Origin of the sequence: Lyngbya sp. PCC 8106 (genome assembly GCF_000169095.1) — a bacterium.
GTDB lineage: Bacteria > Cyanobacteriota > Cyanobacteriia > Cyanobacteriales > Microcoleaceae > Capilliphycus.
In genome coordinates this window covers 22464-45336 of the sequence record NZ_AAVU01000052.1, presented here as the reverse complement: position 1 = coordinate 45336, position 22873 = coordinate 22464, and the positions used below count along the sequence as shown (strand labels likewise).

Sequence of the window (22873 nt, the reverse complement as noted above, 5' to 3'; positions counted from 1 at the left end):
TACTTTTACTAATAGAAAGCGCCCCTTGCGGCCCTCCAAAACCTCCGCCTCCTCGACTTTGTAAAAAGCGGCCGACACCAATCCAAATTCCCACGAATATTAACGGCGGAATCACCCAACCGAGTAAGGTGGTAAACCAGTTACTCTGAGGGGGTGGGGCGGCTGCAAATTGTATGCCTTTGTCTTCTAAACGTTTAGGAAGTTCGAGGTCAAAAATCGGTGTTGTAGACAGCATTTGTCCTTGTTCTTCCTCGCCTTCGGGTTTGAGTTGATACCGAATTTGATCTTGCTCGATGTAAGCTTGAGTAACTTTTCCGTCTTCAACTTGGTCTATGAATAAGCTGTAGGGAACACGCGGAATATTTTGTCCAAATAAACCGGGTAAAAAGGTATTGGCAAGCAAGACTAGACCTGCTAACCATAATAATATACTCCCCAGTGGGATATTGTTCGGAAATTTGGGTTGGTCGTCTTTTACTGGCATAATTTTTGTTTTTCTGTGGTCTGTCTTATTGGGTGCGTCAAATCGTTAACGTTTGGGTGACTTCTATAAGATTAATGGGTTGGATACATTCTACTCGTCTATCTTTAGACAGAGAAGAAATCGCAGAAATTAAACATGATTTGTTTTAATGCTTTTTAAACGTTCAACTTCTGTTTCATTACGATAAGGGATTGTGACTTTTGCACCCTGAGAAATAGCCAGAGGAGTAACGCCCATGCCGAGACCCCCAGTTCCTCCAGTGAGTAAGACTTGTTTACCTTTCATGGGTTGATTATATTGACTTCTTTTGTTTAATATAACGCGATATTTGTTTAAAATCGGGTGAGGTTTTCTCGACATTGCGATCGCATTTTTCGGCTTGACAAAAAGTTCAAATTGTGGCAAGACCTGTATATAATAAAAGAAACTAACACTGAGGTTCGTTTGATGGTGACACAAACTCAAAAACAAACTTATACCCCAGAAGAATACCTAGAACTTGAAGAACAAGCGGAATTTAAAAACGAATATCGGAATGGAGAAATTTTAGCGATGGCTGGTGGAACCACAAATCATAACAAAATTGCTGGAAATTTTTACAAAAGATTTCCCTTAACCATTCAAGAACAAGATTATGAGGTTTATATTGGTGATGTAAAATTATGGATTCCTTCTACTCAAACTTACACTTATCCTGATATTATGGTAATCGAAGGAGAACCCATTTATCAAGAAAATCGCCGAGATATTGTCACAAATCCTCTGTTAATTGTGGAAGTCTTATCGAAATCAACGAAAGATTATGATCAAGGAGATAAGTTCCGTTCCTATCGTTCGATTCCCAGTTTTCAAGAATATATTTTAATCGATCAATCCGGCTATTATCTCGAACAGTTTTCTAAAAATACCGAGAATAAATGGGTGTTAACAGACTATGAGGGCGAAGATTCAGTGTTAACTTTAGATTCCGTTGAGTTACAGATGTCGTTAGGGGAAATCTACGAACGAGTTAATTTCAAAGACGTTGAAGAATAAGGAAAATTAGAACTTCTCTCTTTAATCAATTTCAAGTTCTCGCAGGAAATAAAATCGATCAGTTTCGTCAACACGACCTAAATAACCTGTTAATGGAGAAGATAACTCTATCAGCAACTCTCGAACTTTTTCTTCCGACAGTGCAGAATTTATATCGGTTGCAAACATCGAATTATACTGGGTTCTGATTTCTGTAACTGTGGGTTTATCGGTTCCGAATTCTCCCAGTTTTTTAACAGCTTCAATGATTTGACTTCGCAGTTTAATGTCTTGTTTAACTGTCTCAATATATTCATCGACTTTACTATCAATTTGTCCGGCTGTTAGATAATCTTTCAGTTCAAATAGATTAACTGAACCAGGATATTTTGCTTCAAGTTCAACTAATTTTTGTAAACTCATGGGATTAATAATACTAACTTTCCATTCTTGGGCAGCTTTTAATAAATTTCTACTCGGATTTCCAGGGCCAATAACTAACTTTACTGACTTCATAAATGTTTCTTGTCCTAAATGAGTACCTCCAAGTTCAACTAATTCTTTAACCGCCATATTTCCAAGACCCTTTCCGGCTTTGCATTCCCCCACCATTGGATAGGGTTTAGTACAATACAAATCCATTCCACCCGCACCTCCTTTTGCATCGGTATCAACCTCAAAACCCAAAAATACCAAACTTTGACGAACGATATTTTCAAAGGCGGTTCCTTTTTCATATTTTCCACCTGTTTCTGCTGTTCCTTTTTGATTAATTGTAGAAATCCAATCGGGTAAAGGTTTAGTTGTTTTTGGCATTTTCCAACCGAGAAATTGTTGAATTTGCTCATCTAATCGTTTCGCTTTAGAATCAGTTATAGCTAACTGAGAAATTGCGGTTTGTAATTCTTCTAATTCGGGATGTAATGGAGGCTGACGGTTGAGTATTTGACGATAGCGTTGATCGAAAACTTCGTTACTTAAAATTGGGTGATCTTCGCCAACCGTTAAAGCTGGAAACAGAGGAATAAATTGATCTTCACAATATTGGGAAACTTCTATAGATTCTGGTAATAGATAAACCCGCAAATAAGCAAGGAAGATATACTCCTGTTGGGATAGGATTTGTCGCAGTGCTTCAGAACGCCATACAGTTAATTGAGAAAGAATTTCTAGTTGTTCCGTATCATCTATCATATGACAAGATTTACACTTAGCCCAGGCTTGAATTATTCCAGTCTTTGCAGTTTTAGCAATCGGTAAAAAACTTGATCGGTAGTATTGTTCTGGGGGCGGATAACTGTTGGATAATTCATCAGCATAAAGAGCAAATTCTCCAAGTTCAATAAATTGGCGAGGTATCACAACAAGACTTCGCCCTTGAATTAAGGCTTGAATATCTGCTGCTGGAAGACACAACGCTGTATCAATCATTCTAATTATATCTGTCATTCTTCAATTAACCCTGTAGGAATTTGACCAGATGGAGCGCTCAGAATTTCACGAATTAGGTGATTATTAACTACAAGTTGATTCCGCTCAATAAAATTGCGGATTTGTTGATCATTTAATTGATAATCTTGACGACTTCGATAAACTTGGTATACAGCCAATAAGGGTTTTATATCCTCTGCGGTTAACCGAACCCATTCTCCACCCCATTTCGGAGATAGTAGTTTACTTAAATAATCTTGCGCTTGTGCTGCTGTAGGATTAATCTGCTTGGAACGAATTAAGCAACCTCTGGTTATGTCAAATTTTTTATAGTTAATTAACCGAGTAAGTGCAGCACCTACACTTCTTCCACTTGACTTTTGCATCACTACTACTCCTATCTTAATTATTTTTCCATTGTCCTTGGCAATGATTTTAAACGCAATGTAGCCCCTATTTTCTTGTTTAGGTTCAACTAACTCTATTTTATGAACGGTCACACTATCAATTACTTTTCCCGCTATTGTATTGAAGCATAACTTCAGAGAATTTGCAATTCTTGTCTCATCTTCCATCCAAACATTTGTAGACTTTTCTAATTCTTCCAGCTTTTGTTTGTAAGCTAACTCGACAGGATTTTTAAGTTCGGAGTTGGGTGGTGACGTAGAAGAATTTGAAGAATCTGTCTCAATTGAATCAGGAACTTTAAAATTTTCCGCACACCATTTGATAATTTTTCGGACTGAGTTACCCTTTCCTAATTGTCTGATTTTTTGCTCGTCAAAGGGATAGATCGGAGTGGGAGGTTTCAGATTTTGAGAATGATAAAACTTTGATAGCCAGAGAGTAACTAACTCAACAACAGAGTCCTCATTCATAAATTTTAAGTTAATAGGACTTCCTGTTGCTGAAATTCGATCTGGTACTCCTCCAGGCATCTGTTTAATTTTTTGATTCCATGTATCGGGCATCATCACTGTTAGAATCACAATACCTTGACTGGTTTCACTTAAGTTAATACTGTCAACTAAACTCTTGATCAATCGAGCTACAACATGAGGTCTAGACAAACCCGATTTACTTCTACTAATATCTGGCGTATCCAATTCATCAAAACATATAAGTATTGGTTTGTAGTCAGCAATTAAAGTCAGCATTTGTAAGACGATCTCAAAAGCTTGAGATTCTGTATTTTCTGTTCCAAAAACAGAATTTGGTAATACAAGTTGCTTGGCTTTATTCTCAGCAATTTCTTGACCAGATAACCACTTAACCGCATAAGGTGCTTGAGTTTCCACAAGTGTCCATAAAATAGCACGAGTCAGATCAGGATCAATTCGTCTACCTTGAGAAACTTGACAAAATTTCTGAGTAATAATATCAATCCATTCACTGACTTTTTCAAGAGATTGATTTGGGTTATTTAAGTGATTAACTAGCTGTTGAGGGGATGCTAACTTTGTGCTTGGGTTCGCAGCTTTCCAAGTTGAATTAGCCATAAATGTAGCAAGTCTTTGCCACGACGTTACTTCAGAACTACCAATTTTTCGGTCTAGGCTTTTGGCTAAAGTTGCCTGAAATTCTCGGTTGATTGAATCAAAATTATATTTTTCTACATTTCCATAAATACATAGGGCTTGTTCTGTGCTTCTACAATGATTAAAAATGCGAGAAATAATATGACTTTTACCTTCTCCTTGCCCAGAAACTATAACCCTAGAAGTGATTTTACTATGTCCTGTGCTAGTTTGTTGAACTTGCTTGATTGCTTTAATCACTTCGTCAGAAGCATGAGCATTAAAAGTCGGGACATCGGGAAATCCTCCGTCCCAAATATTTTGCTCTCTGACAATTGCTAAGGTTTCAAAGGGATTAAAACTTTTGATAGCAGCGTGTATCTTTTCTAGAGGAGATGTATTCATTGGGAATTTTAATTATGTACTTGATTCAAAAAAATTGATGAAATGGCAATCGATGTTAACCTATCCGAGTAGTATAATAGCGTAATTCGCCGAGTGAAGTTAAGATGGAATCTTCTTGTTTGTCAGATGTAATACCTGACATCTCACCACCTTGAAGTTTAAAAATTTCTTCAGCTTGCATTTCTAACATCCAATCGCTAAACTGCGATCGCGTGACTTTTTCCCCAATTTCCCGACGCATCCGATAAATTGGCACCAGATTGTCATAATTAAAGTCACGGTTGAGGCGCTCATAAACCTCCAAAGCGACAGACTTAAACTCATCATAAGATGCGATCTTATTTTCACGAGTAGAGGGTTGAGAATTGACCTGTTTTGTGTTATTATCTACCTGTCGAAACCACCGCAAAACGGCGTTAAATTGCTTGCTGCTTACCACCCGTTGCTCGTCGGCTGTATATTCAAAGTCAAGACTTTTCAGACTGGCTTCTAAAATCTGCAAACCGATATCGGTTAGAGAAACTTTAACAGATCGGTTTTTGGTTGTGATCGCGATCGCACCTTTTTCATTCAATTCGTCTAGTACAGGTTGATAGGTGGCGACTTTCTCTTTACTTTTTTTAACCGAATTGATCAAATCACTTTTTTTGACTTCATCGGTTGTGCCGCCTAAGTCCCACAGCATCAGCAACAAACGAGTTTTGAGTTTTGAATCTACAGAATTGGGCATTGTTTTATACTAACTGATGAGGTTAAATCTTGGTATCAGCTTAGATTCTCCTTTCATCTAATATTGTATAATAGGTCAGTTTAGATTAAAATCCGTAAGATCACGGAAATTTAGTTACTGTTTATTACTTGGGTGTTGATATTACTTAGGTGTAGTCAATTATGAAAATTACTCAATCTCTCCATGCGGCGATTTTAGTTGCTGATTTAGAAAAAGCCAATTATTTCTATGAAAAAATTCTCGAACTTCCTCAAGTTGAACGTTCTCTCAAATTTGCGGGAAGTTGGTATCAAGTGGGAAACTTTCAAATTCATTTAATTCAGGCGCCTGCGGTAGTCCCTGATGTCGTTAATAATGAGAAATGGGGGCGAAATAGACATTTAGCTTTTTCTGTCGATAACTTGGAAGAATTCCAACAAAAACTAAGCGAAAATAACTGCTCTTTTCAAATGAGTTCATCGGGGAGGGCGGCGTTATTTGTTCAAGATCCTGATGGGAATATTATCGAACTCAGTCAAGTTTAAAGCATTTATGAAAATTATTGCTTATTCCTACAGCGATCCGTTATTAGAAACACCGCCTAACCGGATGATTTGGGGTTGGGAAATCGATCAAGTTTATCAAGATTTGGGAGAACGTCAACAACTCGATCAATTGTTCGCAGACTGTGAAGCCGAACCCACAGAATATCTGTTAATTCGACGGTTTGAAGAATTAGGAGATAATTTAAAACAAGTTAGCGATCGCCTCTTGCAATTAGAAGCTTTAAATGTTAAAATAATTGCCATAGAATCTAATCTGAATCGTTCTATTTCTGATGCGACTCAAGTTGATTTAATTAAACTAATCGCCGAAATTCAAACCAGTCAACGTAGTCGCCGCATCCGTCAGGGACACGCCCGCAACCGGATTAAAGCCACACCACCCCCCGGAAAAGCCCCCTATGGTTATCGTCGGGGAAAAGAACGCTACACTTTAGATCGAACAACTGCCCCAGTGGTTAAAGAGTTTTTTGAACGGTTTTTAATTTACGGTTCGTTGCGGGGTGCCGTGCGATATTTAGAAAAGCGATATAGCAAGAAAATTTCAGTTACAACCGGGAGAAGATGGTTAACAAATCCTGTTTATCGAGGAGATTTAGAATACAAAAATGGTGAAACTATTCTAAATACTCATGTTGCTATTCTTTCTCGGGAAGAAGCCGCCCAAATAGATCGACTCTTGCGCCGCAACCAACGAATGTCTCCAAAAACAGCAAGTGCGCCTCGTTCTTTAGCGGGTTTAGTATTCTGTGGTGAATGTAGTTGTTTGATGACAGTTAGCCGAGTCACAACCTATCGAAAAAACCGTGAATATCTTTATCTACGCCCCACCGCTTGTCCCCGTCAACCCAAGTGTAAAGCCTTATCTTATAATAACATATTAGATGCAACAATTCAACATATTTGTGAGAATTTACCCCGTGCTGTTTCTGAGTTAAAAATGCCAAACCTAGATAAAATCAAAATAGATATTCAACACGCTATTGCCACAAAACAAGAAATTCTCTCTCAGTTACCCCAGTTAACAGCAACGGGAATATTAGATGAAGAAACTACCGAACTGCGAATTTATAAACTCAAAACAGAAATAGCCCAACTGCAAGGAAAATTCGCCCAATTCCCCCCAGTGAGTTTAAAAGAAACCGCCCAAGCTGTTTCTATTCAGCAATTTTGGTTAGATTTATCGGAAACCGAACGACGCTTTTATTTTCGAGAATTTATCCGTAAAATCGAGATTATTCGACCAGAAAAAAACTGGAAATTAAATGTTGAGTTTATTTTTTAATCGAGCCAACACTTAACTTAAATATAATAATAAAGCCTCTTTTTTTGACTGTGGTTGAGCTTGGGAAACAGAACTCGCTTCAGTTTTAGAAAAACGAGCAAGCGCGGCGGCTGATGTCGAGTTTTGTCCAGAGTGATAATTAACTAAAATAAAACTATTTAAAATTTCTAACTGAGCATCGACAATTTCATCATGATTTTCATACCACTTCGCGATCGCAACGGATAAGGTTTCAAGCTTATCTTCCAAAGGTTCTATCAACTCAATTAGTTCTTGACGTTTTGACTCCGGAAAAAGTTGAGGTTTTTCTTTCAACAATTTCAGAAAAGCTTCTAGGTTTTGATTGTGAAAAGACATAGACGAAATTTTAGATATTCTATTAATTCTAAGATACAATAAGTTGGGTACAGTTCTGATTAACGCTAATTCAGAAAACTGCACCCCAGTTTAAAGTCTAGCCTTTGGTTAGGCGAATATGCTCCATGACTCGACGTTTGCGTTCGTCAGATGAACTCAAAGGGTTGTACGAGGTGGATGAAGCTTGAGTGAACTTCCCGAGACTCCGGGCTAGGTGTTCTTTAACTTTCTGCTTTTGTTGGTCTGAACTGGCCATAAGAGTTGAGTATAAGGAAGTTTCGTCATGTGTTCTAACTTTATATTCTTATACCATTCGAGAGCTTTTAACGAAGAAAATTTGAGAATTTCAGAAATGGGAATTTTGAGTCGCCCTCAACTCCGGGTTCTCGGTTCATCCCGTAGGTAAGAGGCTGAGACGTTTCCCGACAGAAAATTTCCGTAATTCCACCTTGACGAAAATCCAAGTTTAAGTAATATTTATACTGAGAAGAGGTAAATCTAATCATAACCCTATAACTTCAGGAGGTATTGTCATGTTCTTTCCAATGTGTGTATTTTCGTTCTTCGTTCTCGCCGCCTACCTGACAGTTCCTTTAGTTTAAACACTTGTTAATCTTAAACTTCCTCTTACTAATTTTAAAAAAGTGAGAGGATTTTTTTTGATGTCTTCAGATTATTTTATGAGATTAAAATACGACTAGAATATCATTATGTCATCGACAACTTCTATCACCCCAGACTCACCGCGTAATCTTTGGATTATCGGGGTTCTAATTATTACACTGTTCATCCTTATTTTAACCATGATTGTTCTTTTTCCGCAACCCAAACTTTTAACAGACCCATTTTTACAACTTCCGACAGAAAACTCAGTTCGAGTCGTTTGGTTTACAGAATTTCCTGGTTCTCGTCATTTCGTGAGTTATGGTGAAAATATCCAACAAAAAGTTACTGCTACAACCACTAAACTGAGTCGCACTCGTGAAGATCAAAACTCCCGAGTTGGAGAACAAACCGAAGACGGAACTGTTTATCAAAAACCAACTCAACGTGATATTTGGCGACATGAAGCTGAAGTTACAAATTTAACGCCGGGTGTGCGAGTTCCTTATCAAGTTAGTAGTGTAACAAATCAAGGAGGAACTGTCAAGAGTGAGGTTTTTTCTTTAGCAGCTAAACCCCAAGCAGGAACACCTTTAAAAATATTATTAACTTCTGATCATCAATTAAAACCACTAACCGCAGCAAACTTACAAAAAGTTGTAGAAACCATTGATAATATTGATGCAGTTTTCTTGGCTGGAGATTTAGTTAATATTCCAGATCGGGCTTCCGAATGGTTTGACGATAACCGAGGCGGTGCATTCTTTCCACTCTTGCAGGGGCGAGGAAATTATCAACTTGAAAAAAAGGGTGTAGTAACAATATACAAAGGAGGTTCGCTTATTCAAAATATGCCTTTGTTTCCGGCAATTGGCAACCATGAAGTGATGGGAAAGTTCTCAACAGAAGTTGGACTAAACGAACAGTTTAACAATCCTTCTCCTCGTCAAGCAGCCGAGAATATTTATCAACAAAACCAGCAAACTAGCAACCCTGAAAACAAACCTGAAGTCAAGACAGAATGGCTCAAAAACAATACTTTTAACAGTGATACCTACACTGAAATTTTTACCTTGCCAAACGAGAATAAAAACTATTATGCTGTCACCTTTGGGGATATTCGCTTAGTCACCTTGTATATTACAAATATTTGGCGAAATCCGGGATTAAATCAAAATATTCGCGGGAAATATCGAGAACGAGATCAAGATTTTAACCAACCCGAAAATTGGGGGTATGGACAGCATATCTTTGAACCTATTAAAAAAGGTAGCGAACAATATAAATGGCTACAGCAAGAATTAAATAGTGCTGAGTTTAAACAAGCAAAATATAAAGTGGTTATGTTTCATCATCCGCCTCATTCTCTGGGTGATAATATTCTTCCTGCTTATACCGATCCTGTACAAATTATTGATCGAGATGAAGCCGGAAATATTCAAATGATTCGTTATGAATATCCCAAGTCAGATGATTATATTATTCGAGATGTGATGCCTTTATTAGAACAAGCCGGAGTACAATTTGTGTATTACGGACATTCTCATTTGTGGAACCGTTTTGTCAGTGAAAGCAGAATACACTTTTTAGAATCATCCAATGTCGGAAATACTTATGGGGCGTATTTAGAAGACAAACGACGATTTATTCCGCCCGGTTTTCAAACTAATTATTATAGTGCTGTTGGCGATCCGAATAACCTTGAACCCGTTCAACCCACTCTCAAACCAATTTTATCAGAAAACGGTCAACCTTTACCCTATATTGCCAGTAATGATATTACCGCTTTTAGTATTTTTGATACCGCCACTGGAACGGTGAGTAGCTACTATTTTGATACTCGACAACCGGATTCAGATGTGGTAAAATTTGATGAGTTTGTCTTAAAACCGTAAGCTTTAAAATCTAGTAACGCTTAGATTCTAATTGAATGTTCGGTTGAAATTGAGATTTCTGCAATCTATACAGATGTTTAAATAATCTCCAACAATATTCTTCTGTCAAACCACAAGTGATCGCACCTCCCATCACAACATTAAAAATACTTAGAGAAGACGTTCAGTGTGGTATCCTGTCGTCTAAAATGTGGAGACGCATAATTATATAAAGTCAGGGGTTGAGGACAGCAAATAGGAACTTAACTCCATTTACAGATGTCCAATGTCCCAGACTCAAAGCGCGATACGTCCTGAAGGATAAGCTTCGCGATCGCATTCCATTCCCCATATTCTCAAGTTGCTATGCTAATTGTTCAAAAATACGGTGGTACCTCAGTCGGATCAGTTGAACGCATTCAAGCTGTTGCTCAACGGATCATCAAAACAGCCCGCGAACATTCAGTTGTTGTCGTCGTTTCAGCGATGGGAAAAACAACCGATCAACTGGTGAAGCTGGCGACGGAAATTTCCACAACACCCAACCGTCGAGAAATGGATATGTTGCTCTCGACTGGAGAACAAGTTAGCATTGCGCTGATGAGTATGGCGATCCAAGAACTCGGACAACCTGCTATTTCCATGACTGGCGCCCAAGTGGGAATTGTCACTGAAGCCGAACATACTCGCGCCCGCATTCTCAATATTCAAACCGACCGAATTGAACGTCACCTCAAAAAAGGCAAAGTTGTCGTTGTCGCAGGTTTCCAGGGGATTACAGGCCGCGAAGAATTAGAAATCACAACGCTAGGACGGGGCGGTTCCGATACTTCGGCCGTGGCGTTGGCGGCAGCCCTACAAGCCGATCAATGTGAAATTTATACCGATGTTCCCGGCATTCTAACCACCGATCCGCGTTTGGTTCCTGAAGCCCAGTTGATGACGGAAATTACCTGTGATGAGATGTTGGAGTTAGCTAGTTTGGGGGCGAAAGTGTTGCATCCTCGGGCGGTAGAAATAGCCCGAAATTACGGGATGCCATTAGTCGTGCGATCGAGTTGGAGTGATCAACCGGGAACTCGTGTCACGTCCCCGACTCGTCAACCTCGACCCTTAGAAGGGCTAGAATTAACTCACCCTGTTGATGCGGTGGAATTTGACACCAACCAAGCAGCGGTTTCCCTATTGCGGGTGCCGGATCGTCCGGGTATTGCGGCGAAATTGTTTGGGGGAATTGCGGTACAACAGTTAAATGTGGATTTGATTATTCAGTCGATACACGAAGGTAATATTAACGATATCACCTTTACTGTCGGCAAGGGTTCCTACAATCAAGCGATCGCCGTAGCAGAGGCTTTATTACCCACTTTGGGCGAAAACGAAGATGCGAATTTAGGACAACCAGAAGTCAAAGGCGATCAAACACCTATTGCTAAAGTCAGTATTGTCGGGGCGGGAATGATTGGGCGTCCGAATGTGGCATCGGGGATGTTTACCACCTTAGCCGAAGCGGGGATTAATATTCAGATGATTTCCACTTCCGAGGTGAAAGTTAGTTGTGTAATTGCCGCGCGAGATTGCGATCGCGCTGTAGAAGCGTTGTGTCAACACTTTGAAGTCAATTTAGCTTCCTCTAATTCCCTGGCGGCTTCGGCTTCCCCTGCTTCTGTGAGTACGACTCCTTTACCGCCTGTGCGCGGAGTTGCCCTCGATCGCCATCAAGCCCGTTTAGCCATTCGTCACATCCCTGATCGTCCGGGAATGGCCGCTAAAGTGTTTGCACTCTTGGCTGAACATAATATTAGTGTGGATATGATTATTCAGTCCCAACGTTGTCATCAAGTCAATGGGATGTTAAGCCGGGATATTGCTTTTACCGTCGCCCAAGTTGATGCCGATCAAGCCCAGAAGGTGTTAGAACAAGCCATGGGTGAGTTAGGCTGTGGGGAAATTGTGGTTAATAAAGCGATCGCCAAAATTAGTGTTGTTGGGGCGGGAATGATCGATCATCCTGGAGTTGCGGCGCGAATGTTTGAGGCTTTAGCCGCAGAAAAGATTAATATTTCGATGATCGCCACTTCAGAAATTAAGATTAGTTGCGTTGTCGATGAACAACAGGGTACACAAGCGTTACAAGCGGTTCATCAGGCGTTTGGGTTGTCTGGCGATCGCCCGATTATTGTCCCTGAACCCGTTACCGTTCGTTAAACTGTAGTCAGGTTTGCGCCCGGTAATTTAACCCCCAAAATATTCAGGGTTTGAATGATTGGGCTGATGTTATTGGGTTTATACCCAACACTCCCTACAGTTTGTATCAGGTCAGCACCCCGCTCTAAAGAGACGGGGCATCATGCTTCTCTTTTTAGGTAGCTAGTACCCGCCTAAGTCCCTTGAGGGCTACGTTATCGGCAAGAGTTAACGTTCCGACCCGGAGATGCGTGGCCAGTCTCCGGCTCTAGAACCACAGCATTAAACAGTCCTACGAGGGGTAAGACAGTGTGTTGTCGAAAGTACCGACCGATAACTTATGCGAGGCAAACATTACCCCAGAAATGGGTGTTGGGGGCAACCATACCCCCATTAATTTTTTTACAGGCGGTTAAAACCGCTCGTGTCGAGTTTCCTCCCCGGTCTAAAGACACGGGGCTTCCACTCTACCGGACTATTTCCCGTGAAGATTTTTCCTTGACATCCTCTCCTGAGAGAACTTTCGCTACATCTAGAACGCAAATAGAACCTTGGGTTCCAAGCTCCCTACCCCTGTTGATGGTATTATCGGATAGAATAAGAGTTTCGAGTCAAAAATTGTGAGCGCATTTTTATAATGTGACCCGCCCTCAAACGTTTGAGTGATATTTTCTGCAAAAATCGTCAATCTCCCCGTAGGGTGAGGCACGTCTGTACAATGCCACGCCAATTCCCAACTGGGTGCGCCCTGTTCACGCTTGATGAGGCATGGAATCAACCTTAATTAATCAACTTAATAGCGGGTTTACGCTTTTCCTCAGTTTACTGGTTGAGGCGTTACCGTTTCTGCTATTGGGAGTCTTATTTTCAAGTATTCTCAATCAGTTAGTCGATGAACGCAAACTGCTATCATTAGTTCCCTCTCATCCGCTATTAGGGGCTTTATTTGGGAGTTTAGTCGGATTTCTCTTTCCCGTGTGTGAATGCGGTAACGTTCCGGTTGCCCGTCGGTTTCTGATTCAGGGAATACCCACTTCGGCAGCCATTGGATTTTTATTTGCTGCCCCCACGATCAATCCTATTGTTATATGGTCTACCTGGATAGCTTTTCGCGACCAACCGGAAATTGTTTTTCTACGAGTCCTCTTATCGCTGATTATTGCCACTTTACTCGGTTGGGTGTTTAGTTTTCAAAAAGACCTACGCCCCATCGTCCAACCGACTATGGCCCGTCTGTTACCCCCGCCTCGCTGGAACGACAACAAAACAACGGAGGCCAGTGAAAGTTCTCCTTTGCTACAACCCGGAACTTATTTGTTGGGTTCGGCTGAACAACCCGTTCGATTAGAGTCTATTCCGTTTTGGCAAGCCGGACAAGGTATCGGAAAACCTGACAAAAAAACGGTAAAACTCGAAAAACGCCCCAAAGTTAACTTGCGATCGCTATTCTTGCATCCTTCTAAAGAACGTCTAAGCTTGATGGTTGAGAATATGGTACAAGAATTGCGGGAGTTAGGGGGAATCTTAGTGATTGGGAGTTTGATCGCCGCTATTATACAGGTGTCGATGCCCCGTGAAATTATTCTCAGTTTAGGACATGGCCCCGTTTCCTCCATTGTCGCGATGTTGTTATTGGGAGGAATTGTTTCTATCTGTTCAACGGTAGATGCGTTTTTTGCCTTGTCTTTTGCTGCAACCTTTACCAGTGGTTCGCTGTTAGCGTTTTTGGTATTTGGGCCGATGATTGATATTAAAACGGTTGGTCTAATGTTATCAGTATTTAAGCCGCGAGCTGTGGTTTACTTAATGGTATTAGCCGCACAAATGACCTTTTTATTGACCTTGATTGTGAATTTAAACATCAGCTAAGAGGGAACAGTTCAGAATAAAAAAATGCAAAAATGTCAGATATTAATGACTTTAAAGATTTAAGAATTTGGCAGAAAGGTATGGATATCGCTGAACAGTGTTATTTCCTTACAAAACTTTTTCCCAAAGATGAGTTATACGGTATGGTACAACAAATTAGAAGAAGTGCCGCATCTATTCCTGCTAACATAGCTGAAGGATACGGACGAAGATATACGGCAGAGTATGTGAGATTTTTAAACATAGCCCAAGGTTCAGTTAATGAACTAGAAACCCATCTCATTTTATCTAGACGGGTAAGATTATGTGAAGAAAAAGATCTGGAAATGATTGTGAATTTATTAAAAGAGGAAAGTAGAATGATTATTAGTCTAATCAAAAAATTAGAGAATTAAAATCTGTTCCCTGTTCCCTGTTCCCTGTTCCCTATTCCCTTGATCTTTATGGTTAATCGTCGCTTTAATACTATCCGTCGCCGGATGCTTCCCGTCTGGGAAACTGTTCAACCCTGGCTTGATCCGATTGCGATTTTGGCTTGGGGAATTTTATTATTAAAATATTGGATTACAGGTAAACTGAATATTCTGATTCATCCGAATTATTTTGCATTAACCATTATTGGTGGAATTGGCTTAATTGGCATTGGTAGTGTGAAATTTTGGCAAGTTGTTCAAAGCTATACCGTTGAGTCGGAAAAACCCAAACCCTCCCAAAATCTTCAACATATTAGCCTATTTCCTCCCGGCTGGAGTAGCATCCTGTTCCTCGCTGCGGCTATTTTGGGCTTATGGGTCACACCCCGAACTTTCGGCAGTCACACGGCTTTACAACGGGGGCTAACAGAATCTTTACCGACGACTCGCACTCAACCCCAAGAATTTCGGACGGCTGCCACACCCGAGGAGCGATCGCTGATAGAATGGGTACGGATGTTGAATGTTAACCCCGAACCCGACGCTTACACGGGTCAAAAGGCAAATGTAACGGGTTTTATTATTTATCCGCCTTCCCTTCCTCAAGGGTATTTGTGGTTATCTAGATTTGTGATTACTTGTTGTGCGGCTGATGCTTATCCAGTGGGTATCCCTGTATTACTTCCACCTGATAGCAACCGCCAAGATTATCCTCAAGATAGTTGGCTAGAAGTCGGTGGGGAAATGACTACGCAAACCATTGACGGTGAACGAAGATTAACGATAAAAGCAACTAAATTAACTAAAATTCCCGAACCGAGAAATCCTTACGAATATTAAAATATTAGAATTTCTTGGAATTAAGCTCGTTGTTGTGCTTTAGCACAAATCAAGCTAAAATTGCGCTCTCCGCACAACTACAAACCATAAGCCAACCAGTTAACATCACATCCCCAAACTTCAGTATGTCCCCAAGTATGAATTTCTAAAAAGAATCCTTTGCAGTCAATATCAACAGCTTTAACTTTTAAAAGTTTCTTTCCATCTTTTAGTTGTTTTTATATTTCCCGAAAAGATGCCATTTTCTATTCTATATAACTTTTGTTTTTGCTTTTGTAGTTCTGCGTTTGTAGCTTGGATTTGTTCTTGAAATTCGGCTTGATTTTTTTCAAGTTCATCCTTTTGGGTGTGGTAAAGTTTAACTTGGGTTGTTGCAATTTCATCCTTCAAGCTTTGATAGGAAATCTGCATTTTTCTGAGACTTTCTAACTGAGTATCTATCTGGTTTTTGACATTTTGAGTTTCTGAATAACAATAATTAACCTGTGCTTCTATTTGATTACTCAATTTGTTCAAAGGTTCTATTTTCTGTTGAAGTTCTTCTTTTGTGTTTGATAATTCTCTTTGGTTGTCATCAAGTTTAGCTTTGGTTTGTGCGAGTTCATCCTTCAAGGTTTGATAGGAACCCTGCATTTTTCTGAGAGTTTCTAACTGAGTATCCATCTTGTTTTTGACATTTTGACTTTCTGAATAACAATAATTAACCTGTGCTTCTATTTGATTACTAGATGTTTGCAAAGGTTCTATTTTCTGTTGAAGTTCTTCTTTTGTATCTGATAATTCTTTGCGGGTTTGATGAAGTTCGGCTTTGGTATCTTCAAGTTCTTTTTTTAACGTTTTATAGGAAGTCCTTATCTCGGCGATACTTTCTAACTCGGTTTGAAACTGTTCGCGAGTGTTTGTTAACTCTTGAATTGCTCTTTCGTAATATTCGAGAGGGGTTTTGTTGTCGTTGGAGTTCATTAGATTTATCCTTGATTCAAATTCTATTGATAATTAAGTTCGGGGTTGCGATGCACGCGCAGTAATAAAACTATGATAGTGCTGAAGTACAACAACACATTACTAAACTTATTCAGTCGGTTTAGAAAACATTTGCTGGAAGTTTGAAAATGATTGAAAAACTTGTGTTTTGATATCTTGATAATTTAGTTGTTGCTGTGAAGGAGAAGACTCAATTTTTAATTCAGTTGAATCATAAACTTTGATGGTATTACTCCAAAATTGACACAAAACACCATATTTTAACCAATCTTCAACGGCGAATTTTCTTAACTCCGGTGCTTTTCGAGTTAAAGCGACCATTCTAGCTGCATTGAGTTGAAGTTGACCATAGGTTTCAATGATAGTTTGTATGGGAGTGGTTGGGGTTAATTTCGTCAGTTCAGAACATTCTATCAACCGATAATATTCAATATCTGATAACTGAAAACCGGGTTTTAATCCCAACCCCAATTTTTGACGACAGGGATCAAAAGGATTCGGAATTAATTCTGCACTGTGTCGCCGCAATTCTCCGCGTACTTGTTCGATAGTTTTATCAACTATTTCTTCGATTTGGTCGATTAAATAACTCGCATCGTTAAAAATTTGAGTTTCCAATAATTCAACGTCTCGGATTAAATTTTTGGCTTCAATGATTGATTCCATCACCACTAACGAGATTTGATTGATGCGATTTTCAATATAATAATCGGTTTCTTTAATGGTCTGGTTGACTTCTTCGATAGTTTCCCGGCGAATGCGATCAATTTCCCGCAGGTTTTCCTTGACTTTTTCATCGGCTTGATCTATTATTTTGTTAATATCTTGAACCGTTTTATTTTCTAGACTTTCCATCCGGTTCATTACGTGATCAGTTCGTTTGGCGACCATGTAATCAAGGTCATTAGCAAGTTTATTTAACTTTTTTGCCGAACGATCAACAAAATCTCGTTCTACTTTTTTCGTCGAACGTTCTAGCTTTTTCACCAAGCCACCAAATATCCATCCAAGCATAAGTTCAACCCCTGGAACGAAAATTTATAAAGTTAGATCAATTAACCGATAACTTTAATATACTCGTTAGATTATCATTAAGCATCCGTAGATTCACGGAACTTTGATTCAATCTATAAAATGAGTCAAAAAATGACTCCCCTCTCCTACTAGGAGAGGGGTTGGGGGAGAGGTCAAAAGGGATGAAAATTCGGGTACAATATTAAAGTAAAATCAACTTACCAACCCATTGTTCCAGGGCTACCTTTAAACGGGCCAACAATATTTTTAGTCACCCAACCGCCATAGAAGTCACCCGCTTGGGGTTGAACAAGTTCATCGCCGACATAACAAGCGTCCATAACGTTTGCATAAAAGCTATAACAGTCTTTAATGGAAACAAAATTAGGAGTGGGATTAAAGTAACGCCAAGCTGCTTGACGGACGTGTTTATCGCCTACCTTAATATCAGAATAAACACAGCGTCCTTTCCATTCACACATTGTTATTCGAGATGTTTCAATCAAATACTCTAGTTTAATATCCTCTGCGGGGATATAGTAAGTAGGAGGATGACTGGTTTCTAAAACTCGTTTTGCTTGTTGAGTTTCGGCGATGACTTCACCATTAAAGATCACTTTAATCGGTTGACTGACATCTTCGCAAATTGCGGGACGAGGATAGTCCCAAACAGACTCTTGACCGGGTTGCGGAGGAATTCGTTGTGGTCTCATTTGAACAGATGCTTGACTTTAGGTTTTCTAGACTGTTATCGTCTTAGAATTATAACTTAAGTTCTATTTTTATGCTTGACTGAACACGCTATCCCCGATAACATTTTTCAGGGAATTGTTAATCAACTTTAGAGGAGGTTTAGACAGAGCTTTCTGGTTTTTGTATAAATAGTAAAGAACATCCATAAACCAAGAAACCTGCGACCATTCCCGGTAACACTTCATAAATCGAATTAGAGAGTCCTAATACTCCATTCCAAACTGCTGCAACGGTAATTCCAGTAATCATCATCGCCACGCCCACACCTGAATTCACTGGACGTTTCCAAGCTCTTAAAACTAACAATGGCCCTAAACCAGCAGCCAGTGCAGACCAAGCAAAAACACCCAACGCAAACATATTTTTATCGCTTCCTAAAGCAATCGTGAGAATAATGAAAGTCACCACTAAAGTTGCGAGTTTTGCAAATTTATAGGAGTGAGCTATTTGGGGAAAAATATCTTGACTTAAAGCCGCCGAACAGGATAAGATTTGAGAATCAGCAGTAGAAACCACCGCCGAAAATAATCCCGCTAAAATCACGCCGACCCAAACCGCAGGTAACAGTTGGATAGCCATTTGAGGAAGGGCTAATTCTGGATCTCCATTGGTGATTAAATCAGGAATTAGAATTCTAGCAGCCAATGCAACGCCAATCGTAGCAGTCGAAAAAATCAAATACAAAACAGCATAAATATTGCGGGTTAAAGCCATATTTTTCGGGGAGTCAAGTGCCATCGCTCGAACCATAATATGCGGTTGACCCACCACTCCAAACCCTGCACATAACCAACTCAGTAAAAACAGCCCAAATCCAAACTGAAGATTAGGAGGAACGAGGCTAATTAAAGTGGGATCAATTTGTTCAAGTTTTGACCAAAGTTCTCCCATCCCTCCACAAGCTGCAATAGAAATAACTAACAACATGATCATCGAAAACATCATCACCACAGACTGCACCGCATCTGTCCAAATCGAAGCCCGAATTCCACCCGAAAAACAGTATAAAACAACAATAATGGCCCCGACAATAATTCCCAGTGAATAATCCCAACCAAAAACAGCATAAAGGGCTTTCCCTCCCGCGATGAGTTGAGCGGCTGCATAGGCACCAAGAAATAGAATAGTAATGACAGCAGAAACAACTGCAATAGACTGATTTCCTTTAGGGTTATTATTCAAAAAAGAACCAATAGTTTCTGAGTCATTTTCTTCAGACACTTCTCGTAACGGTTTGTGAACGATAAACCAAGCTAAATAATCTCCGAGTAACCATCCCAGAAGTAGCCACGCGGAGGAAATTCCGGCTTGGTAGGTAAAGCCAATCATACTAATAAACATCCCGCCACTGTGAGCAGTAGCAAAAGCTGAAAGTCCTGTTAGCCAGGGGTTAACATTACGACCTGCGAGTAAATAGTCACGGGTGTTATCTTGTTTTTGAGTCGCTGAATAAATACCAACACCAGCAAATAACAACAAAAAAACAATAAAACAAATGGCAATAATGCTTTGATTTGACATGAGCTAAAAATTATGAATAACAGGCATACTCCAAGAAGACTTGAGCAGAACCCATCCGTTTTCGTCTCCGTGAGTGATCAAAATCGGATTTTGTTTGCTTTCTCACTTTAACTTAGATCCTGAGTTCCCCATTGACCCAACTCAAAGATCCTAACCGAAATTGAGACTTGACAAAACCTTGACCGCCAGAGATGTAATCTAGTATACGATTTGCGTTACTTTGAGTGGCTTCAAGGTATTTTCTGAATGTGATACAATCAAAAAACGCGAAAACCAAGCGATTAAAGCATTTAAGGCTTGACATCCCAGAGAATTCTTGTCTAGTGGGCAGCCTGTAAAAAGGTAACTGAGTAAAGCCATCAGTTTTAAATTTCCTGAAAATAGTGGAGTAGAGATCCAAAGTTGTGATTGAAAACTCAATAATAGGTTGGGTTCCAGCCGATTTTCAGCCTGTGGACAGGGTGCTGCCGACAGTCCTGGTTTGAAACAGGAAGCAAACAGTGCAAAAGTGTTGTAATGCGACGTTTTGTACAGGTTTTGTAGAACAGAACGCTACACTGATATTTACACCCCCAGTAATAATGACGTAATAACAACACCGAAAAAAGGCATAGAAATATGAAAAGCCGCTGGAGACAAGTATGGAAAGAACAGCTTGCGACTGGTGCTTTCACAGTTCGATCCATGACAAACCGACACCTATGGCGAATTTTGGGCAGTTGGATTATTGCTCAAGGGATACTCTTGGGAACCCCTGCCCTAGCCAATAACACACCCAAATCCCTAGAATACAGTGAACTCTTGCAAAAAATTGAGGCGGGGGAAGTCGAACGTATCGAAGAAGATCCCGCTCGACAAATTGCTAAAGTTACACTCAAAGGCAGTGAAGAAGGTGATTCTCCCTACGTTGTCCGGTTGTTTGACCGCAACCCCGAACTGTTACAGGCAGCCCGCACGCAAAACGTTGGTTACGAGGTGACACCCACTGCTGATAATAGTGCGGCAATGGGGTTAATTGTCAACTTATTGGTGATTTTTGTCGTCTTGGCATTTTTGCTGATGATTCTCCGTCGTTCCACTCAAGCATCTGGACAGGCGATGAATTTTGGCAAATCCCGAGCAAAATTTCAAATGGAAGCCAAGACGGGGATTTTGTTTGATGATGTTGCCGGAATTGAAGAAGCCAAGGAAGAATTGCAGGAAGTCGTCACCTTCTTGAAACAACCGGAACGCTTTACCGCCATCGGCGCCAAAATTCCCAAAGGCGTTTTACTCGTCGGCCCGCCTGGAACCGGAAAAACTCTGTTAGCTAAAGCGATCGCCGGAGAAGCGGGGGTTCCGTTCTTCAGTATTTCGGGTTCAGAATTTGTAGAAATGTTTGTTGGGGTGGGAGCTTCGCGAGTTCGAGATCTATTTAGAAAAGCCAAAGAAAACTCTCCTTGTATTGTCTTCATCGATGAAATTGATGCGGTAGGCCGTCAGCGAGGGGCAGGAATTGGCGGAGGGAACGACGAACGCGAACAAACCCTCAACCAGTTACTCACCGAAATGGATGGTTTTGAAGGCAATACCGGGATTATTATCATTGCTGCTACCAACCGTCCTGATGTCCTAGATACTGCTTTATTGCGTCCAGGTCGTTTTGACCGACAGGTGATTGTTGATTTACCTAGCTATAACGGTCGTTTAGGTATTTTACAGGTTCACGCCCGCAATAAAAAACTCCATGATGATGTCTCTTTAGAAGCGATCGCTCGCCGGACTCCGGGTTTCTCAGGGGCGGATCTGGCGAACTTATTAAATGAAGCGGCAATTCTCACCGCTCGTCGTCGGAAAGAGGCGATTTCTCTGGGGGAAATTGATGATGCAGTTGATCGGATTACCATTGGTTTATCTTTAGCCCCCTTACTCGATAGTAAGAAAAAACGGCTGATTGCTTACCATGAAATCGGACACGCTCTATTAATGACGCTGTTGGAAAACTCCGATCCCCTCAATAAAGTCACCATTATTCCTCGTTCGGGTGGAGTGGGAGGCTTTGCTCAACAAGTCTTCAATGAAGAAATGGTTGATAGCGGTTTGTATACCCGATCTTGGTTGATTGATCAAATCACGATTGCTTTGGGGGGACGAGCCTCAGAAGACGTGATCTTTGGGGATTCAGAAGTCACCGTCGGGGCGAGTAATGATATCCAACGGGTAACAAATTTGGCTCGGGAAATGGTGACTCGTTACGGAATGTCTGACTTGGGGCCACTATCGTTAGAAAGTCCCAATGGAGAAGTGTTTCTCGGTCGGGGATGGCCGGCTCAGTCAGAATATTCTGAAAAAGTGGCAACTCAAATCGATCAAAAAGTTCGGGAAATTGCTTTTGACTGTTATGAGAGAGCCTGTCAAATTATCCGGGAAAATCGGGGGTTAATTGATCGACTCGTCGATTTACTTCTCGAACGAGAAACTATCGAAGGGGATGAATTCCGCCGCCTTGTTTCTGAATATACAACTCTCCCCGAAAAGCAACTGACTCAAACTCACAGTTAAAATCAGCAACCTCCTTGTTAAAATTCTTTCTCCAAGACTACTGCGCGCGGGTTAGCATAGGGAGAGAAAACAGCAATTCAACAAGGGGGTTATGATGTCACCTTGGCCGAGTCTCGTCACCGCGATCGCTCTACTGGTCTATTTAGTTTTAACCATTAATGTCGGTCGATCTCGAGCTAAATATAAGATTATGCCACCGCAAATGAGTGGAGATCCCAATTTTGAGCGGGTTGTCCGAGTTCAACAAAATACTTTAGAACAACTGGCGCTTTTCTTACCCGCCTTATGGCTATTTTCAGAGTTTATTAGTCCGGTTTGGGGCGCAAGTATCGGCGCTGTTTGGGTGGTTGGGCGCATTATCTACGCTTGGGGTTACTATCAAGCGGCAGAAAAACGAACTCTGGGTTTTGCGATCGGCAGTCTTACCCTTTTGACTTTACTCGGAGGCTCGTTAGTTGGAATTATTTTACCTCTCGTTCAACCTTTAATTTCATCGAAATAGAACTTTA

The 22873-nt window shown here is 40.5% G+C and carries 23 protein-coding genes; 10 read left to right on the top strand and 13 right to left on the bottom strand.

Annotation, left to right across the window (positions count from 1 at the left end):
- Nucleotides 1-484 (bottom strand): ATP-dependent metallopeptidase FtsH/Yme1/Tma family protein (locus L8106_RS25310; RefSeq protein WP_009787369.1); only part of this gene is annotated, 484 nt, incomplete at its 3' end.
- A gap of 129 nt (nt 485-613) precedes the next feature.
- Complete coding sequence (locus L8106_RS33955; RefSeq protein ID WP_232228568.1) at nt 614-889, bottom strand: hypothetical protein; 276 nt, start codon at nt 887-889, stop codon at nt 614-616.
- Nucleotides 890-931: 42 nt separating this feature from the next.
- Between L8106_RS33955 and L8106_RS25300 the strand changes: the two genes are divergently transcribed.
- On the top strand, nt 932-1519 hold the full coding sequence (locus tag L8106_RS25300; RefSeq protein ID WP_009787367.1) for a Uma2 family endonuclease: 588 nt from the start codon (nt 932-934) through the stop codon (nt 1517-1519).
- Between the two features lie 21 nt (nt 1520-1540).
- On the opposite strand, the gene L8106_RS25295 is transcribed toward L8106_RS25300, so the two are convergent.
- Genes L8106_RS25295 through L8106_RS25285 form a run of 3 tightly spaced genes read right to left on the bottom strand, consistent with a single transcriptional unit; the run spans nt 1541 to nt 5581 of the window.
- On the bottom strand, nt 1541-2947 hold the full coding sequence (locus tag L8106_RS25295; RefSeq protein WP_009787366.1) for a DUF1802 family protein: 1407 nt from the start codon (nt 2945-2947) through the stop codon (nt 1541-1543).
- Nucleotides 2944-4851, bottom strand: coding sequence for a hypothetical protein (locus L8106_RS25290; protein ID WP_009787365.1), 1908 nt, complete (start codon nt 4849-4851; stop codon nt 2944-2946). Before L8106_RS25290 ends, L8106_RS25295 begins: the two co-directional genes overlap by 4 nt.
- Before the next feature lie 55 nt (nt 4852-4906).
- Complete coding sequence (locus L8106_RS25285; protein ID WP_009787364.1) at nt 4907-5581, bottom strand: hypothetical protein; 675 nt, start codon at nt 5579-5581, stop codon at nt 4907-4909.
- 161 nt (nt 5582-5742) lie between these two features.
- Here L8106_RS25285 and L8106_RS25280 point away from each other — a divergent pair, with 161 nt between their 5' ends.
- Together L8106_RS25280 and L8106_RS25275 are read left to right on the top strand one after the other, a co-directional pair.
- A complete protein-coding gene (locus tag L8106_RS25280) occupies nt 5743-6105 on the top strand; it encodes a VOC family protein (RefSeq protein ID WP_009787363.1) in 363 nt (120 codons plus the stop codon).
- A 7-nt stretch (nt 6106-6112) separates the two neighbouring features.
- Nucleotides 6113-7408, top strand: a complete 1296-nt coding sequence (locus L8106_RS25275; protein ID WP_009787362.1) for a recombinase family protein — start codon at nt 6113-6115, stop codon at nt 7406-7408.
- Nucleotides 7409-7420: 12 nt separating this feature from the next.
- Here the strand turns inward: L8106_RS25275 and L8106_RS33235 are convergent, their stop codons facing one another.
- From L8106_RS33235 to L8106_RS32610, 3 genes are all read right to left on the bottom strand, one after another.
- Nucleotides 7421-7765, bottom strand: coding sequence for a hypothetical protein (locus L8106_RS33235; protein WP_009787361.1), 345 nt, complete (start codon nt 7763-7765; stop codon nt 7421-7423).
- 97 nt (nt 7766-7862) lie between these two features.
- Nucleotides 7863-8021, bottom strand: a complete 159-nt coding sequence (locus tag L8106_RS33230; protein ID WP_023067425.1) for a hypothetical protein — start codon at nt 8019-8021, stop codon at nt 7863-7865.
- Nucleotides 8022-8088: 67 nt separating this feature from the next.
- Nucleotides 8089-8271 carry a hypothetical protein gene (locus L8106_RS32610; protein ID WP_156803826.1) on the bottom strand — a complete coding sequence of 61 codons (183 nt, stop codon included), beginning with the start codon at nt 8269-8271 and terminating at the stop codon, nt 8089-8091.
- Between the two features lie 204 nt (nt 8272-8475).
- Between L8106_RS32610 and L8106_RS25265 the strand changes: the two genes are divergently transcribed.
- The 5 genes from L8106_RS25265 to L8106_RS25245 all read left to right on the top strand — a co-directional run bounded on the left by L8106_RS25265 (nt 8476) and on the right by L8106_RS25245 (nt 15551).
- Nucleotides 8476-10263: a metallophosphoesterase family protein gene (locus L8106_RS25265; protein WP_156803825.1), complete on the top strand. Its 1788-nt coding sequence runs from the start codon at nt 8476-8478 to the stop codon at nt 10261-10263.
- 345 nt (nt 10264-10608) lie between these two features.
- Nucleotides 10609-12450, top strand: a complete 1842-nt coding sequence (locus tag L8106_RS25260) for an aspartate kinase (RefSeq protein WP_009787358.1) — start codon at nt 10609-10611, stop codon at nt 12448-12450.
- A 747-nt stretch (nt 12451-13197) separates the two neighbouring features.
- Complete coding sequence (locus tag L8106_RS25255) at nt 13198-14298, top strand: permease (protein WP_009787357.1); 1101 nt, start codon at nt 13198-13200, stop codon at nt 14296-14298.
- 32 nt (nt 14299-14330) lie between these two features.
- Nucleotides 14331-14693 (top strand): four helix bundle protein, encoded by a 363-nt coding sequence (locus tag L8106_RS25250; protein ID WP_009787356.1) that lies wholly within the window; start codon nt 14331-14333, stop codon nt 14691-14693.
- A 48-nt stretch (nt 14694-14741) separates the two neighbouring features.
- On the top strand, nt 14742-15551 hold the full coding sequence (locus tag L8106_RS25245; protein ID WP_050779178.1) for a TIGR03943 family putative permease subunit: 810 nt from the start codon (nt 14742-14744) through the stop codon (nt 15549-15551).
- 77 nt (nt 15552-15628) lie between these two features.
- Here L8106_RS25245 and L8106_RS34645 read toward each other — a convergent pair whose 3' ends face one another.
- The 5 genes from L8106_RS34645 to L8106_RS25225 all read right to left on the bottom strand — a co-directional run bounded on the left by L8106_RS34645 (nt 15629) and on the right by L8106_RS25225 (nt 19823).
- The gene (locus L8106_RS34645) at nt 15629-15694 is read right to left on the bottom strand and encodes a hypothetical protein (protein ID WP_369749624.1); all 66 of its coding nucleotides are present in this window, start codon (nt 15692-15694) and stop codon (nt 15629-15631) included.
- A gap of 37 nt (nt 15695-15731) precedes the next feature.
- Nucleotides 15732-16514: a hypothetical protein gene (locus L8106_RS25240; protein ID WP_009787354.1), complete on the bottom strand. Its 783-nt coding sequence runs from the start codon at nt 16512-16514 to the stop codon at nt 15732-15734.
- 108 nt (nt 16515-16622) lie between these two features.
- Nucleotides 16623-17549 carry a hypothetical protein gene (locus L8106_RS25235; RefSeq protein WP_009787353.1) on the bottom strand — a complete coding sequence of 309 codons (927 nt, stop codon included), beginning with the start codon at nt 17547-17549 and terminating at the stop codon, nt 16623-16625.
- 218 nt (nt 17550-17767) lie between these two features.
- On the bottom strand, nt 17768-18262 hold the full coding sequence (locus L8106_RS25230; protein WP_009787352.1) for a DUF427 domain-containing protein: 495 nt from the start codon (nt 18260-18262) through the stop codon (nt 17768-17770).
- 139 nt (nt 18263-18401) lie between these two features.
- A complete protein-coding gene (locus L8106_RS25225) occupies nt 18402-19823 on the bottom strand; it encodes a sodium/proline symporter (protein WP_009787351.1) in 1422 nt (473 codons plus the stop codon).
- Between the two features lie 618 nt (nt 19824-20441).
- Between L8106_RS25225 and ftsH the strand changes: the two genes are divergently transcribed.
- Together ftsH and L8106_RS25215 are read left to right on the top strand one after the other, a co-directional pair.
- Nucleotides 20442-22364, top strand: a complete 1923-nt coding sequence (ftsH, locus tag L8106_RS25220; RefSeq protein WP_039897212.1) for an ATP-dependent zinc metalloprotease FtsH — start codon at nt 20442-20444, stop codon at nt 22362-22364.
- A 94-nt stretch (nt 22365-22458) separates the two neighbouring features.
- Nucleotides 22459-22866 carry an MAPEG family protein gene (locus tag L8106_RS25215; protein ID WP_009787349.1) on the top strand — a complete coding sequence of 136 codons (408 nt, stop codon included), beginning with the start codon at nt 22459-22461 and terminating at the stop codon, nt 22864-22866.
- The last annotated feature ends 7 nt before the right edge of the window (nt 22867-22873 follow it).